Here is a 14,674-nt window from a genome sequence, read left to right as displayed (position 1 = left end):
ACGAAACAGGCTTAGCCGGCGATATATTGCGCGCCGTTCACCGTCATCGTCGCGCCGGTAATGAAAGCGCCGTCGTCGCTGGCGAGATAGGCGCACATGGAGGCGATTTCTTCCGGCTTGCCGAGGCGGCCGACCGGGATCGTCGCGATGATGCCTTCCAGCACTTTCTCAGGCACGGCACGCACCATCTCGGTGTCGATATAGCCCGGGCAGACCGTGTTCACGGTGATGCCCTTCTTGGCGCCTTCCTGGGCAAGGGCCTTGCTGAAACCGATCAGGCCGGCCTTGGCGGCGGAATAGTTCGCCTGGCCGAACTGACCCTTCTGGCCGTTGATGGACGAGATGTTGATGACGCGGCCCCAATTGCGCTCGCGCATGCCTTCCCAGACATGGTGCGTCACGTTGAAGGCGGAGGTCAGATCGATGTCGATCACCTGCTGCCATTGGTCTTTCGTCATTTTGTGGAAGGGCGCATCGCGCGTTACGCCGGCATTGTTCACGACGATGTCGATCGGGCCGAGGTCTTTTTCAATCGCGGCGATGCCGGCGCCAACGGCGTCATAATCGGCGACATCGAACTTGTAGACATGGATGCCGAGCTCGTCGGCGGTCGCCTTGGCGGCTTCCTCGTTACCGGCATAGTTTGCCGCGACTTTGTAGCCGGCTTTCGCCATGGCTGCGCTGATGGCGTGGCCGATACCGCGTGTACCGCCTGTGACCAGAACCGTTTTGGACATGGGTGCTCCTCCCTTAAATTTTGCACTGCAGCATGCTTAGCGTTACTGTTGCAGAAACTTCAATAGCGCATTGGTCGCATGCAGATTTTATGCGAGATTATGCGGCATAGCACAAAAATTGCTTTCCCCTTGCGGAAAGCTGAGGGATGAAAATGGTCAAAGGGTCGGGTTCTTCGGAGCCAATCATCATCAAAAAATATGCGAACCGGCGCCTCTACGACACGTCGACCTCGTCTTATGTGACGCTGGATCACCTGTCCGAACTTGTCCGCGAGGGTCGGGATTTTGAGGTCCGCGATGCCAAGACGGGCGAGGATCTGACGCGCCAGGTTCTGACGCAGATCATCTTCGAACAGGAAACCAAGGGTGAGGGCGCCCTGCCGCTGAACTTCCTGCGCCAGCTGATCGGCTTCTATGGCGGTGGCGCGCAGACCTTCCTGCCAGCCTTCCTAGACATGTCGATGAACTCCTTCGCCGAAGCGCAGAAGGAGTGGCAGAAGGCGGCCAATCCGATGACCATGTTCGAGAAACAAGCCCGCCGGAACATGGCGATGTTCGAACAGGCCATGAAGATGTTCATGCCGACGCTCTACAATTCGTCGAAGCCCCAAAACTCGTCCTCGTCGTCTTCCCCGGCCGGTTCCATGATGGAAATGCAGGCCGAGGCGCTCGCCAACATGCAGGCCCAGATGTCCGCCATCCAGGACCAGCTGGCAGAGCTGTACCGCAAGGACTGAGACGCGCGCTCAAGGTGAAATCAAAAAAAGCCCGCTCCATCGAGCGGGCTTTTCTGCTTTTAGTTTCGGTACCGGATCAGCCGTGATCCACGCCAAAGTCGCGCCGCGCAGACACGATGGTCACCACCACACCGGCCAGCACATCCAGAAGTGTCATCGACATCAGGATGAAGAAGGTGGAGGTGGCGAAGTTAGGCGCCAGCAGGAACTCGATGAGGCACAGGATGAACAGCATCATCGAAATCGCGTGATTGATGATGGTCGAGGTGCCGGTGCTGGTCGACTTCAGGATTTCCAGGAACAGGAAAACGATCGACAACAGCAGGATCGCATCGCCCTGGGTCAGCACCCATTTGACGCCGGAAATCATCGGAAGCGAGAAAAAGGTCTCGTTCAGCACGGCCTGAAGCGGGGCGGTATCGCTGACAATGATCTGGCCAAGCTCATTGGTTGTCGTCGCCGGGCCGCCGGCCATGACGGCCAGAAGGTTGTAGAGGGCCACCGGCACGACCAGTAGCGGAAAGATTCCGAAGATTGCACGCATCAAATACCCCTTTTCGGTGCTGCTGCGGGACCCGGCATTTTGCCGTTTGCGTCTGGCGATGAACCCGCCAATGACGGCTGCCTGCGTGTCCTTTTTCATGTTCACTAACCCGTCGCTCAGCGCGTGTTAACACGAGGTGTACCGGATAGTTTCCGGCGAGGCGAGGAAAAACCCCCACGGCCTTAACCACCAGTATTCCCGCAAATCGGGCGATTTGCAGGCGGTTTGCCCATGAATTTAAGGGGGCTCAGATTTCGTCCGCGCCGCCCGGATTGCGCCGGCGGCGGATCAGCCAGGTGACACCGCGCAGATCTGAGAAAGCATCGTTCAGGCGGCCGAAATTTGTATAGTTCGATTTGCCCGTCCCGCGCTCGCGGTGGTTGACGTCCCGGTATTCCACATTGAACCCTTCAGCCCGCATCAAGGCCGGCATGTAGCGGTGCATGTGATCGAAATAGGGGAGCTGGATGTAGGCAGCGCGCTTCATCACCTTGATGCCGCAACCGCTGTCGTCGCAATCATCCTTCAGCATGCGCTTGCGGATATTGTTCGCAAAGCGCGAGCCGAACCGCTTCCAGGCCGTGTCCTTGCGTTTGGCCCGGCGGCCCATGACCATGTTCAGCTTTTCCGGGGCATCCTGACGGGTGAGCTGGCGGTAGAGATCCGGCAGGTCAGCCGGGTCGTTCTGTCCATCGCCGTCCAGCGTGCCGATGACCGGAGCTTTTGCGGCCAGAATGCCGGAGCGGATCGCACGGCTCTGGCCGGCATTCTTCCGGTGTCCGAGCACACGCAGCATCGGATATTTCGCTTTCAGCTCCACCAGCTGGGCGCGGGTGTCGTCGGTCGAGGCATCGTCGACAAAGACCATTTCATAAGCGCGCCCGTCGAGCGCCTTGGCGATTTCGCCGATCAGGGTCGCCACATTCCCGGATTCATTATGCACCGGGACGACGACGGAGAACTCAAGAGCCTGGTCCAAATCCAGATCCCTTCTGCTGGTGCGCCCCCCAAACTGGCGCTCGAAAAAGTCTTCGCGTCATACAGAGCGTTCCGGCGAAAGGCGAGCCCTGCGCTTCACTTGCGGCTGACACGGCCTTCACGCCCAAAAGCGCAAGACGAAGCGGCGCGAACCGGTTAGAGGAGGGGCCATGACATTGCTCGACCGCCTTTCGACCGGCTGGAAAGCCTGGGTCGCTCTCTTCCTCATCACCTTCAGTGCGGCTGCGCCGGGTGTTTTCATGTTGCCGGCGCTGGACCGGGACGAAAGCCGGTTCGCCCAGGCCTCAAAGGAAATGCTGGAAGAGCACGACTATATTCGCATCCAGTACCAGGACGAGCTGCGCAACAAGAAACCGGCCGGGATTCACTGGCTGCAGGCGGCCTCAACGGCGGTTTTCACCGGGCCGGAAGCCAAGCAGATCTGGACCTATCGTTTCCCGAGCTGGATCGGCGCGAGCCTTGCGGCTGTGGCCTGTTTCTGGTGCGGCATCCCGCTGGTGGGCCGGCGCGCGGCCTTTCTCGGCGCGGCGATGTTCGGCTCAACGCTGCTGCTCACGTCCGAGGCGCATATATCAAAGACCGATGCGGTGCTCGTCTGCCTCACGACGATTGGCATTGGCGCATTGGGGCGGCTGTACCTGCGTGAGGGTTCGCCCAAGCAGATGGCGCTCCTCTTCTGGCTCGCCATGGGGCTCGGCTTCCTCATCAAGGGGCCGGTGACGCCGATGGTCGCCTTCTATGCAGGGCTCGGCGTCTGGGTCTGGGGCCGGGCGGAGAACGGGAAGGGCGGGGACTGGTGGCGTCCGCTGCTCTGGTGGCCGGGACCGCTTCTGTTCGTCGCCTTGGTCCTGCCCTGGTTCATCTGGGTTCAGGTGGCGACAAGTGGTGAGTTTCTGCAGGGCGCGGTCGGCAAGGATCTGAAAGACAAGTTCACGGGCGCGTCGGAAGGTCATGGCGGCTGGCCATTCTATCACCTCACCCATCTGCCGATCTGGTTCTTCCCGGCGATCCTGCTGATCGTGCCGGGGCTTGTCGCAGGCTGGAAGGGCGTGCGGCAGGCGACTGTCGCCCGAACCGGTCGGCCGGGCTTGCTGATTGGCGGCGCGCTGCTCATGATCAGCCTGTTGCTGGCGCTGGTCCTGCCGACGACCGCCGCAAACGGCGTGAAGGTCGCTTATCCGTCAGTACTGCTGCTGGTTTTCTGGTTCCTCTCGACACGGGACGAATGGTGGCGCCGGGCACCGGCCTCTCCCGAAGCCTCAGCGGAGGTGAAGGGCCTGCGCCTGCTCTTGTGCTGGACGCTGCTGACCTATGCCTTTTTCGAACTGATGCCGACGCTGCTCAGCCACTATATCCTGCCAGCCTATCCGGGCATGGCGCTCCTTTGCGGCTATGCCGCGGTGCGCCTGATGGAAGGGGTCAAGATGCCGGTCTCACGCTGGCTCTCGCTTGCCCTGTTCGGACTTGGCGCCGTCTTGTTGCTGGCAGTCTCCTATCCTGGAGTGACCCATAATTTCATGACGGAAGCGGCAGGCGATTTCACTACCGCATCCAGTTCTGAAGTGTTGGAGACCTGGCAGGGCTACCGTGTGTTTCCGGTCTGGCTCTGGTGGGCGGCGTTTGTACTCTGCGGCGCCGCGGCGATCGAATTCAGCCGTGCGCGGATGGCTGTCTCCATCGGGCTCAGCATTGCGGCCGCTTTCGTCATCGGTTGGCATATCCGCATCTTCATGCTGCCGAGCCAGGTCTGGGTGCAGCCGACGGAAACCGCGCGTCTGGCGCTGGAAGATGTCTGCGGCATCCCGGGTGAAGCCTGCGCGATGACACCACCCCAGCGCATCCTTGCGCTTGGCTATGCGGAGCCGTCCTACATCCTCACCATGGGTACTCAGAATACGCACCCACCGGAAACGCCGCTGGATTTGCCGTCAGATGAGAGCGCCTATCCGGTCGTTTATCTCGTAAATTACGAGGACCGGAAGGCCGAACCTCCGGTGGCCGAAGAAGTGGCGCATTTGCGCGCGCAGGCCAAAGGCATGGGCCTCTGCATCACGGAGTCAGAACCTTACTATGCGCTCAACTATTCCAATGGCGATCCGGTGAATTTCGTCGCCATGCGGTTCGACCGGGAAAGCTGCCGCTAGAAAGTGTAGCCGATGCGGAAGCCATAAGTTCGCGGATCGGACCGGAACGTATCGTAACCGATAAAGCCATACCCCGAGAGGGCATAGTCTTCGTCCGTCAGATTCCGGGCCCACAGGGTGACATCTATTCCGGGATCTGAAAACCGGAGACCGGCTTCTGCCTGAAGCGTTGTGAACCCTTTCTGCATGCGGGACGCCAGTCCTTCCGGATCCAGATAATAGCGGCTGCGATACTTCGCGTGCAGCGAGACATGACCATCTGTATTGGGAGTGAAGGCGAATTCATACCGACCACCCAGCATGGCGGAGACGTCCGGCGCGAAAGGCAAGGGATTTGCATGGAACTTTCCGGCATTGCCTCCAATATCTGAGGTTTGATCGATTTCCGTGTCGAGCAGGGTGAACCCGCCTTTCAGAGACAAGGCATCGGTTGCCTGCCAGCGCATATCGGCATCCAGGCCATAAACAGTCGCTGCGTCGAGATTTGAGAGAGAATTGGACGTGATGCTGGAACCGTCCGGAAGCGGGAAGTTCACGAAGATGCGCGCCTGGGGGGCGTCATAGTCCTGATAGAACAGGGCGGCGGTCCAGATGAAACGGCCTGAAGGCTCTGACTTGAACCCCGCCTCATACGCCGTGACGGTCTCTGCATCGAACAGGCCTTCATTGGAAAAGTGGGTGGCGTTGTTCTGCACTTCCCCATTGAAACCGCCGGACTTGTAGCTGTTTGCGATGGACATATAAGCCGTGCCCGCATCCGTCTCATAGGCCAGCGCCGCATTCCCGGTGAGCTTTGTGTCTTCAATTTCGTTCGAACCGGCGGCAAGGCCAAGACCGCCGACATTGTTGTAGCCGATTGTGCCGTCATCGAAGAGGTGCCGTCCCGCGCCGGCACCTTCGATTGTCTCGCGCGTGATCCGGGCGCCGAGCGTGGCGGTGAGCCGGTCGGTCAGCGCCACCTCATTGTAGGTGAAGGCGGCAAGGACAGAGCGTTCCTGCCGGATGTCCGTGATGAGCGTCTTGGCGGTTCCGTCCGAAACAGGCTGAGGACCTGCCCGGCTGGCGGCCCCGACATAGGGGCAGGTGCCGAGGAGGGTGTCCGGGTTCAGCTCTCCGCACCAGATTGTGTAGGTCTGGCTGAAATCCTCTGCGGCGGCATAGATGCCGAACAGGGTGGAGTTGTGGTCGCGCTCCGTCGTCAGGCGGACTTCCTGCGAATACTGCCTGAAATTGCGATCGTAGGAGAGGTTTGCATTGAAGAGCGGGTTGCCGAAGAGGGCCACACCCCCGTCGAAGTCAAACCCGTAAGACTGGTTGAAGCCTTCAAACGCGGTGAGGGAAGTCAGCGTCCAGTCGCCGATTTCGCGCACATAATCTGCGGAGGTTCCGTAGAACGCATTATCTGTATCCTGAACACCATCGCTTCCAACGGAAATATCATGATCCGACAGGCCAAGCGTATCGTTTCGCGGCGCGGCATTCACGCCATTGTCTTCCTCATAGTGCGTACGGATCAGGAGTGAGCCGCCAACGGCATCTTCCCAGTTGAGACCGAGCCGCAGGCCGAACTCGTCCCGTATGCCGCCTGCCGCGTCTGGCCCGCCGGTATTGTCGAGTGCCGCATCGCGGGAAAGGTAACGTCCGGCAAGGCGGTAGCTGAACCCGCCGGACGTCTGACCGAACGCACCTTCCACATCGGTGCGTTCCAGATTGCCATATCCGGCGCGCAGATAGCGGGACTGGCCATCTTCCGGGCGGCTGGTCAGGAAGCTGATTGCGCCAGAGGATGCATTGCGCCCGAACAATGTGCCTTGCGGGCCTTTCAGAACCTCGATGCCGGACAGGTCGTACAGCATCAGGCCGGTCTGCACATTTGTCGCCAGCAGGACACCGTCGGAATAGACGGCCGCTGCGCCCGGTGTCAGCGCCTGATGGTCTACAGCGCCGATCCCGCGGATCTGGAAGGACACCTGGCTGCCATTGGCCACGGCGGCTTCCACACCGGTGAGCAGGTCCGTCACATCCTCGGCGCCGAGATAAGCGGAGGCGAGCCCGAGATCCTCCCCGTTGATGACGCTGACCGACATCGGGATGTCGCTGAGCGGCGTCTGGCTGGCCGTTGCCGTTGTGACGACAGGATCGAGTCTTGCCGGGGCATCTTCCGGACCGGCAGTGAATGTTGACGCGGCGAGGATAAGCGCAAGAGACATTTTGAGGGACCCTTCTTTGGGAAGAGGGCGCTTATCAGGCTTGGCGAAAGCGCATCAACCGGTTCGCTGCTGCACGTCTGCTAAAGTGACTTTGCACTTTACTTGCTGCAGGTTCGGCCGGGGCTGACAGGTCGGTGATTTACACCGCCGGGCATGATGCCTAGCCTGCGTCCAACAGCGGGAGACATCACATGAACTGGAAGCTTCGGGCGTGCGCCGCCTCACTGATCGCACTTGGGACTGCCGGTATGGCATCGGCCGACAGCGAGCTCAGCGCGGCGATCGACAAGGACTACAAGGAAAACCTCGGCCCGCTTTTCCAGTATTTCCACCAGCATCCGGAGCTCTCCTTCCTGGAGACCGAAACGGCCAAACGGCTTGCCTCAGAACTGCGCGCCCTCGGCTATAACGTTACCGAAGGGGTTGGCGGCACCGGCGTGGTCGCGGTCCTGAAAAATGGTGACGGCCCGACGGTCCTGATGCGCGCCGATATGGATGGCCTGCCGTTGAAAGAAGACAGCGGCGTCGCCCAACCCTCCACGGTCACACAGGTCGACATCGACGGCATCGAGAAGCCTGTGATGCATGCCTGCGGGCATGATGTGCACATCACCTCGCTCGTCGGGGCGGCCCGCCAGATGGCTGAGCGCAAGCAAGACTGGTCGGGCACGCTGGTGCTGGTCGGCCAGCCGGCAGAAGAGCGGATCGGCGGGGCACGCGCCATGATCCAGGACGGGCTTTATGAGCGGTTCCCGAAACCGGATTATGCAATTGCCTTCCATGTCGCGGCCGATCTTGAGACCGGAAAACTCCAGGTGCCACTGGAGCAGGTCGCCTCCAGCTCCGACAGTGTGGACATCATTGTGCACGGTGTCGGCGCGCATGGTGCCTATCCGCATTTAGGGATCGACCCGGTGCTGGTCGCATCGCAGATCGTCGTCTCGCTTCAGTCGGTTGTCTCGCGGTCGATCGCGCCGCTGGAGCCGGGCGTGATCACGGTTGGGGCCATCCACGGCGGCTTCAAGCACAACATTATCGGCGACAAGGTCGAGATGCAGATCACTGTCCGCTCCGACGATCCGAACATCCGGGAAGAGTTGCTGGACGGTATCGACCGGGTGGCGCGCGGGGTTGCGATCTCGATGAATGTGCCCGAAGACCTGATGCCGGAAGTGATCCGGTCCGAGACGGAAACCACGCCGCCCACGATCAATGACCCGGCGACCGCCCAGCGCCTGCGCGATGCCTTTGCCGCGCGTATTTCAGACAACGTGCTGGTCGATCCGCCGCGCGACGGCATGGGGGCCGAGGATTTTGCCTATTTCGTCACGCCCGATACCGGCGTGAAAGGCGTCTATTTCAATGTCGGCGGCACGCCAGCCGATGAGCTGGAAAATGCTTCGTCCCACCATTCCCCGTTCTTCAGGATCTGGCCGGAACCTTCGGTGGAACTGGGCACGGAAGCCATGGTTATCGGAGCGATGACCCTGATGCCTGCGAAGGACTAAAAGGAGAAAGTCAGCGCGGCGCGCGCTTGGCGAGAATTCGCTGCAGTGTGCGCCGGTGCATGTTCAGACGGCGAGCTGTTTCCGAGACATTGTGATTGCACAGCTCATAGACGCGCTGGATGTGTTCCCAGCGGACCCGGTCAGCTGACATCGGATTTTCCGGCGGGGCAGGCTTCTCGTCAGAGGTGGCCGTGAGCGCACGGATGATGTCTTCCACGTCAGCCGGTTTTGAGAGGTAGTCCACGGCGCCTGCCTTCACTGCGGCGACGGCCGTTGCGATGGCGCCATAACCCGTCAGAATGACGGCGCGCGCTTCCGGGCGACTCTTCTGCAGTACTTCCACAACGTCCAGGCCGCTGCCGTCTTCCAGGCGCAGGTCCAGAACAGCAAATGCCGGCGGATTCAGGCGGGCGATATCCTTGCCTTCCGCAACATTCGTTACAGCAGATACGATGAAACCGCGCTGCGCGAGTGCCCGGGCCAAACGCTGAACGAACGGGCCATCATCGTCCATTACGAGACAGGAGCGGTCTTCGACGCCCTCCAGGCTCTCATGAAGATTAATATTTACTGGCCGTTCCATGCTCAGCTTCCCTAGCTACCTGATTCTTTTATAGGACTTCCAAATCAATTAATCCAACGCGGATGCTTCAAGAGCTGCACGCGGCCAGAGGGCCTGAACGATGGCGCCCGTCCGGGGTGGTGTGCGGTTCCTGGTGGCTATCCTGCCGCCGGTTCTTTCGATCAGGGTTTTTGCAATAAAGAAGCCAAGCCCCATGTCTCCGCCGCCGAGATGTGCTTCGCTTCGTTCCGAGACATAAGGCTCTCCCAGCTTCGGCAACACTTCCTGAGAAAAACCGGGCCCGTCGTCACTGATCGAGATCATGATCTGGTCAGCGGTCCAGCTGGCCTGCGCGGTCACCCCGGAATCGGCGAAGCTCACGGCGTTCTCCACAAAGGCGCTGATGGCGTGGAGGATTTCGGGGCTCCGGTTCAGGATCGGCGGACGGGAATCTGCTTCGTCTTCTGAGGGCCGGACAACGACTTCCACAGCGACGCCCAGGCCTTTGAAGGGCGCAGCGGCTTCGGCGACCAGCGCATCCAGCGTGACGCGGGCGTGCACGATGTCGGTGGCATCGCGCGCCTCACGGATGGTCGCCAGAATGTTGCGGCACCGGTCGGCCTGCTCGGCCAATAGAGTCAGGTCCTCATATTTCGGATCGTCTTGCGGGGTCTCGGTCAGCAATTCCTTGGCGACGAGGTGAATGGTGGCGAGCGGCGTGCCGAGCTCATGCGTCGTCATGGCGGACATTGCACCGATGGCGGAGAGTTTCTGTTCGCGCGCCATGACAATGCTGGCCGCATCAAGCGCCCGCACCAGCTTGGCCTCGTCCTGGCTGACGCGTCCGGCGGAGACCGCGAAGAACACCACGCCGACGGCAAGCGCCGCAAACTGGCCGAGGTGAAACAGCGGCGGCAGCTCCACCATGGCGCCATTGATCCAGGGCAGGGGCAGCGAGATCAGGGGCATGATCGCCGCAAGGGTCAGCGCCAGCAGGGCGATCAATACGGCCCGCGTGGGAGACAGGCTGAGCGCTGCCACCGTTACGGGCGCGACCAGCAGGAGAAGGAAGGGGTTCGACAGGCCGCCTGTCACCGCCACAAGGGCGGCGAGCTGTACCGTATCGAAGGCCAGTTGCAATGAGGCTTCCCAGCCGCGCGTCAGGCGCTGGCTCTGGAACGCGAACGACAGGAACACGTTCAGCCAGGCCGATGCCGCAATGATGGCCAGACAGGCCGCGAGCGGCAGGTCGAAGTGCAGCACGAAGGCCACGAAGAGCACGGCAGCGGTCTGTCCAGCGACGGCCAGCCAGCGCAGCGTGATGAAGGTGCGCAAACGCGTCCGTCCAAGGGCCGATTGGGCCGACCCAAGCCCTTCCGGGGCGAGGGTAAAGATTGCATCATCGAAGCCGAGCCGGTCGGCGCGATTCACGTCTTGTCGGGACAGATCACTCATTTGTGTCTTATGCGGCAGCGTGACGCCCTCGCCAAGCGGCGGGTCCACGTCCTAGAGGAAGGTCATGACCAGACTTCGTATGTCCGCGGCCTTGCTGGCCGGATTGCTCGCCGCCTGTGGCCCTGCAAAACCTGCTGAACCCTCTGCCGGCGGGTCGGCCGGAGGCTGTATGTCGCGCGCCTATCCGAACATTGGCGGACCGATTTCGCTGGTGAACCAGGACGGGGAGCCTGTCACGGAAGAGACCTATAAGGGCCACCCGACGCTGATCTATTTCGGCTTCACCTATTGTCCGGATGTCTGTCCGATGACTCTGGTGACTCTGAAGCGGGCTTATGACCGGCTGCCGGAAGATGTCAGCCCCCCGCAGACCCTGCTGATTTCCATCGATCCCGAGCGGGATACGCCGGAGCAGCTGGCGCAATATGTGTCGACCAACGCCTTCCCGGACAATCTTCAGGGACTGACCGGAACTCCGGAAGACGTCCGCGCGGCTGCGGATGCTTTCCTGGCGGATTACTCGCGGATCGAGCAGCCGGGCAGCCAGAGCGAATACTCGATGGATCACACGTCTTTGCTGTACCTCATGGATGAAGACTGGAAGCTGAAAACCTTCTTCACCCATGAAGACACGGACGAGACGATCGCCACCTGCCTCACCGAACTGCTGGAATAGGCGGCCAGGCGGCCCGTTTACTGGGCCGTCCAGCCGCCATCGACCGCCAGCAGGGCCCCGTTGATCTGACTGGCTGCAGGAGAGCAGAGGAACGCCGCCATCTCGCCAATCTGCTCGGCTGTGACGAATTCCTTGGTCGGCTGGGCGGCGAGGATCACATTCTTCACGACTTCATCCTCGGTGATGCCGCGAGCTTTGGCCGTGTCGGTGATCTGTGCGTCGACCAGCGGCGTGTGGACATAGCCCGGGCAGATCGCATTGCAGCGGACGCCATGGGTGGCGCCTTCCAGCGCAACTGTCTTGGTCAGGCCTGCGATCCCGTGTTTTGCCGCCACATACGCCGCCTTGTAGGGCGAGGCGACGAGCGCATGGGCCGACGCCGTCTGGATGATCCTGCCCCAGCCCTTTTCCTTCATGCCCGGCATGGCCAGACGGATCGTGTGGAAAGCCGCGGAAAGGTTCAGCGCGATGATCAGGTTCCACTTGTCGACCGGGAACTCCTCGACCGGTGAGACATGCTGCATGCCGGCATTGTTGACGAGAATATCGGCGCCGCCGAATTCGCTCTGCACATAAGCCATCATGTTCTCAATGGCCGGAATCCGCGTCAGGTCGGCACTCGAATAACCTACCATGACCGAGTGTTCTGCGGCGAGCGACCGTTTCAGCGCGTCGATCTCTCCGGAATCGCCGAAACCGTTGAGCACGATATTGCAGCCTTCAGCCGCCAGTCGCTCTGCAATGGCTTTTCCAATGCCGCTCGTAGAGCCCGTGATAAGGGCTGTTTTACCTTTCAGCATGATGGTCTCCTTGAGTGGCGGAAGCGCCATGTTAGGAATAGGGCCGGGCCCCCGCCGGGTCACCACTATAATCACACAGGATTATCAGGATTCATGGGCGGAGAAATCGGTGCATTTGTCGAGGCGTTTCCAAGATTCCTGATCTGGACGGCCAGTGCTGGTGTGATGCTGGTCGTGTCGAGCACAATTTATGTTCTGCTGACACCCTGGAAGGAGTTTGCCGAGGTCCGGCGGGGTAACGCCGCAGCGGGAATCGCCCTGGGCGGTGCGATTGCGGGTCTGGCTTTGCCGATGTCTTCGGCGCTCGCTTCAAGCATCACCCTGATCGATTTTGCCATCTGGGGCCTGGTGGCGCTATTGCTGCAGCTGATCGTCTACCGGCTGGTGGATCTCCTGCTGGGCGGCCTGCCCAAACGGATCGAACAGGACGAAATAGGCGCTGCCGCAGTGCTCGTTTCTGCAAAGCTGGCATCTGCCCTCATTCTTGCCGCAGGATTGTGGGATCCTGCGTTGCAGAGATTTTGATCTGAGGAGCAGATAAGGCCGATGCGCAAGTTCGATTGGCTGCTTTATGTTACCGCGCTCGGGTTGGTCGTTTTCGTCCTGTTTGCGCAGGGCGATCATGCTGACGCGCCTGAGGCGCCGCCCACCGTCCTTGAGGCGGACGGCCCGACCTTGCCGCCGCCCTCCCCATTTGATGAGCAGATCCTGATTCAGGTCGATGCGCCGAAAGACGGCATCGGCACGGCGTTCGCCGTCAATCGGAAGGGCCAGTGGATTACGGCCCGGCACGTGGTTGATGGGTGCGATTCCGTCGGCCTGCTTGTCGCGCCGGGTCAGTATGTGCCGGTGGAGTCAGTTACCCTCGATCCGGATCACGACCTCGCCCTGATTTCCACGGGCCGCAGCCCAAATCCGGTTGAGCTTGATCTTGCGACGCCGCTGCGCATCGGCAGTGAAGGTTATCATGTCGGCTACCCGCAGGGGCGGCCCGGCGAGGTCGCGACAAGACTGATGTCGCGGTCCAACCTGATCACGCGCGGGCGGCGGGAAAACTCCGAACCGATCCTGGCCTGGGCGGAATTCGGCCGGACCCGCGGCCTCGATGGCACGCTGGGCGGGATCTCGGGTGGCCCGGTATTCGATGCGCAGGGGCGTGTTCGCGGTGTCATCGTGGCGGAAAGTCCGCGCCGCGGACGGATCTACACCACGGCGCCAACCTCGGTCGAAGCCTTCCTGACGCGCCTGAATGTCAGCCCTGAAAACGGTCCGGCGGAAGCGTTCGATGAAGCGACGTACGGGCCACGATCCGACAATGCCCGGCGTCTGTTGCAAGTGGTCAAGGTTGCCTGCAAGGTGAAGCCATGACTTGCTTTGCCGACCGCCTGATCTATGCCACCCGCCGGCATGGGCCGCTTTGCGTCGGCATCGACCCGCATGCCGGCCGGATCCCGGCATTGTTCGGCGGCGATACATCGGAAGGGCTGGCAGCCTGGGGCCTCGCCATGATCGGCGCTTGTGAAGGCCGGGTCGCCTGTATCAAACCGCAGGTTGCCCTGTTCGAACGTCACGGCCCGGAAGGCATGAAAGCGCTGCAGACCATTGCCCGCGCCGCAAAAGAGGCCGGCCTGATCGTGCTGATGGACGCAAAGCGCGGCGACATCGGCTCGACGGCGGAAGGTTACGCTGCCGCCTATCTCGGCAAGGACGCGCCGTTTCATTCCGACGCCCTGACCGTGAACCCCTATATGGGGCTGGATACGCTGGAACCCTATGTCCGCGAAGGCGAGGCGAACGGGAAGGGCGTGATCGTGCTTGTGCGTACTTCCAATCCCGGCTCGGCCGATTTTCAGTCCCGCGACCTTGAGGGCGCGCCGCTCTACGCGCGCGTCGGTGAGGCGCTGGCCCCGCTTGCAGAGCGCCTGCTCGGCCAGTCTGGCTGGTCCGGCCTGATGATGGTGACCGGCGCGACGGGACCTGACGAAGCACGGGCCATCCGCAAGATTGCCCCGACATCTCTGTTCCTGGTGCCGGGCTATGGCGCGCAAGGCGCGGACGCAGATGAAGCCCTGGCCGGCTTCACGCGGACCGGCAACCGGCTTGAGGGCGGCGTGGTCAGCGCGTCCCGTTCGGTGAATTTCCCGGCAGGTTCCGAAAAAGCGGCCAATCTGGCCGATTGGCGGGTTCGCGTCGAAGCGGCCATCGATGCTGCGCAGGCCGATCTCTCAAGCCGGACCGGCAGCACGTCTGCAATTCCGGCCTGAAGCGGCCCCGGCGTGCCGCCGGGTTATGCCTCGACAAA

General features: G+C 61.4%; 14 protein-coding genes. 7 read left to right on the top strand and 7 right to left on the bottom strand.

Features of this window, described 5'->3' with window-relative positions; all coding sequences use genetic code 11:
• Window positions 1-11: 11 nt before the first annotated feature.
• Window positions 12-737 (bottom strand): acetoacetyl-CoA reductase, encoded by a 726-nt coding sequence (gene phbB / locus HY26_RS16520; protein WP_034766823.1) that lies wholly within the window; start codon window positions 735-737, stop codon window positions 12-14.
• A gap of 152 nt (window positions 738-889) precedes the next feature.
• Between phbB and phaR the strand changes: the two genes are divergently transcribed.
• Window positions 890-1,474, top strand: a complete 585-nt coding sequence (gene phaR / locus HY26_RS16515; protein WP_034767076.1) for a polyhydroxyalkanoate synthesis repressor PhaR — start codon at window positions 890-892, stop codon at window positions 1,472-1,474.
• Window positions 1,475-1,550: 76 nt separating this feature from the next.
• On the opposite strand, the gene HY26_RS16510 is transcribed toward phaR, so the two are convergent.
• Together HY26_RS16510 and HY26_RS16505 are read right to left on the bottom strand one after the other, a co-directional pair.
• Window positions 1,551-2,117, bottom strand: coding sequence for a hypothetical protein (locus tag HY26_RS16510; RefSeq protein WP_233348775.1), 567 nt, complete (start codon window positions 2,115-2,117; stop codon window positions 1,551-1,553).
• A 148-nt stretch (window positions 2,118-2,265) separates the two neighbouring features.
• Complete coding sequence (locus HY26_RS16505) at window positions 2,266-2,997, bottom strand: glycosyltransferase family 2 protein (RefSeq protein WP_081813124.1); 732 nt, start codon at window positions 2,995-2,997, stop codon at window positions 2,266-2,268.
• 169 nt (window positions 2,998-3,166) lie between these two features.
• Here HY26_RS16505 and HY26_RS16500 point away from each other — a divergent pair, with 169 nt between their 5' ends.
• Entirely contained in the window at window positions 3,167-5,161 is a 1,995-nt protein-coding gene (locus HY26_RS16500) for a glycosyltransferase family 39 protein (RefSeq protein ID WP_034766819.1), read from the top strand.
• Here the strand turns inward: HY26_RS16500 and HY26_RS16495 are convergent.
• A complete protein-coding gene (locus HY26_RS16495) occupies window positions 5,158-7,371 on the bottom strand; it encodes a TonB-dependent receptor (RefSeq protein WP_051600042.1) in 2,214 nt (737 codons plus the stop codon). The two genes, HY26_RS16500 and HY26_RS16495, sit on opposite strands and share 4 nt — an antisense overlap.
• Before the next feature lie 191 nt (window positions 7,372-7,562).
• Between HY26_RS16495 and HY26_RS16490 the strand changes: the two genes are divergently transcribed.
• Window positions 7,563-8,879 (top strand): amidohydrolase, encoded by a 1,317-nt coding sequence (locus tag HY26_RS16490; RefSeq protein ID WP_034766817.1) that lies wholly within the window; start codon window positions 7,563-7,565, stop codon window positions 8,877-8,879.
• 10 nt (window positions 8,880-8,889) lie between these two features.
• On the opposite strand, the gene HY26_RS16485 is transcribed toward HY26_RS16490, so the two are convergent.
• Both HY26_RS16485 and HY26_RS16480 read right to left on the bottom strand, forming a co-directional pair.
• The gene (locus HY26_RS16485; RefSeq protein WP_051600041.1) at window positions 8,890-9,462 is read right to left on the bottom strand and encodes an ActR/PrrA/RegA family redox response regulator transcription factor; all 573 of its coding nucleotides are present in this window, start codon (window positions 9,460-9,462) and stop codon (window positions 8,890-8,892) included.
• Window positions 9,463-9,510: 48 nt separating this feature from the next.
• Window positions 9,511-10,896 carry an ActS/PrrB/RegB family redox-sensitive histidine kinase gene (locus tag HY26_RS16480; RefSeq protein WP_112074147.1) on the bottom strand — a complete coding sequence of 462 codons (1,386 nt, stop codon included), beginning with the start codon at window positions 10,894-10,896 and terminating at the stop codon, window positions 9,511-9,513.
• Between the two features lie 64 nt (window positions 10,897-10,960).
• On the opposite strand from HY26_RS16480, the gene HY26_RS16475 reads away from it, so the two are divergent.
• Entirely contained in the window at window positions 10,961-11,572 is a 612-nt protein-coding gene (locus HY26_RS16475; RefSeq protein ID WP_034766815.1) for an SCO family protein, read from the top strand.
• A gap of 17 nt (window positions 11,573-11,589) precedes the next feature.
• Here HY26_RS16475 and HY26_RS16470 read toward each other — a convergent pair whose 3' ends face one another.
• Window positions 11,590-12,372 (bottom strand): 3-hydroxybutyrate dehydrogenase, encoded by a 783-nt coding sequence (locus HY26_RS16470; RefSeq protein ID WP_304412372.1) that lies wholly within the window; start codon window positions 12,370-12,372, stop codon window positions 11,590-11,592.
• Between the two features lie 93 nt (window positions 12,373-12,465).
• Here HY26_RS16470 and HY26_RS16465 point away from each other — a divergent pair, with 93 nt between their 5' ends.
• The 3 genes from HY26_RS16465 to pyrF are packed head-to-tail and all read left to right on the top strand — an operon-like array spanning window position 12,466 to window position 14,636.
• The gene (locus HY26_RS16465) at window positions 12,466-12,897 is read left to right on the top strand and encodes a DUF350 domain-containing protein (protein WP_034766813.1); all 432 of its coding nucleotides are present in this window, start codon (window positions 12,466-12,468) and stop codon (window positions 12,895-12,897) included.
• A 21-nt stretch (window positions 12,898-12,918) separates the two neighbouring features.
• A complete protein-coding gene (locus tag HY26_RS16460; protein ID WP_034766810.1) occupies window positions 12,919-13,740 on the top strand; it encodes a serine protease in 822 nt (273 codons plus the stop codon).
• Window positions 13,737-14,636: an orotidine-5'-phosphate decarboxylase gene (gene pyrF / locus HY26_RS16455; protein WP_034766808.1), complete on the top strand. Its 900-nt coding sequence runs from the start codon at window positions 13,737-13,739 to the stop codon at window positions 14,634-14,636. The genes HY26_RS16460 and pyrF overlap by 4 nt, the downstream gene beginning before the upstream one ends.
• Window positions 14,637-14,674: the final 38 nt, after the last annotated feature.

It is taken from the genome of Hyphomonas sp. GM-8P (genome assembly GCF_003263315.1).
GTDB lineage: Bacteria > Pseudomonadota > Alphaproteobacteria > Caulobacterales > Hyphomonadaceae > Hyphomonas.
Note: the sequence above shows the minus strand (reverse complement) of the source record. Positions and strands in the feature narration are given on the sequence as shown.

Coding starts and splice junctions, on each gene's coding strand:
- HY26_RS16490 (WP_034766817.1), top strand. CDS start 7,563: ATGAACTGGAAGCTTCGGGCGTGCGCCGCCTCACTGATCGCACTTGGG.
- HY26_RS16460 (WP_034766810.1), top strand. CDS start 12,919: ATGCGCAAGTTCGATTGGCTGCTTTATGTTACCGCGCTCGGGTTGGTC.
- HY26_RS16480 (WP_112074147.1), bottom strand. CDS start 10,896: ATGAGTGATCTGTCCCGACAAGACGTGAATCGCGCCGACCGGCTCGGC.
- phaR (WP_034767076.1), top strand. CDS start 890: ATGGTCAAAGGGTCGGGTTCTTCGGAGCCAATCATCATCAAAAAATAT.
- HY26_RS16470 (WP_304412372.1), bottom strand. CDS start 12,372: ATGCTGAAAGGTAAAACAGCCCTTATCACGGGCTCTACGAGCGGCATT.
- HY26_RS16500 (WP_034766819.1), top strand. CDS start 3,167: ATGACATTGCTCGACCGCCTTTCGACCGGCTGGAAAGCCTGGGTCGCT.
- HY26_RS16510 (WP_233348775.1), bottom strand. CDS start 2,117: ATGAAAAAGGACACGCAGGCAGCCGTCATTGGCGGGTTCATCGCCAGA.
- HY26_RS16495 (WP_051600042.1), bottom strand. CDS start 7,371: ATGTCTCTTGCGCTTATCCTCGCCGCGTCAACATTCACTGCCGGTCCG.
- HY26_RS16475 (WP_034766815.1), top strand. CDS start 10,961: ATGACCAGACTTCGTATGTCCGCGGCCTTGCTGGCCGGATTGCTCGCC.
- HY26_RS16485 (WP_051600041.1), bottom strand. CDS start 9,462: ATGGAACGGCCAGTAAATATTAATCTTCATGAGAGCCTGGAGGGCGTC.
- pyrF (WP_034766808.1), top strand. CDS start 13,737: ATGACTTGCTTTGCCGACCGCCTGATCTATGCCACCCGCCGGCATGGG.
- HY26_RS16465 (WP_034766813.1), top strand. CDS start 12,466: ATGGGCGGAGAAATCGGTGCATTTGTCGAGGCGTTTCCAAGATTCCTG.
- phbB (WP_034766823.1), bottom strand. CDS start 737: ATGTCCAAAACGGTTCTGGTCACAGGCGGTACACGCGGTATCGGCCAC.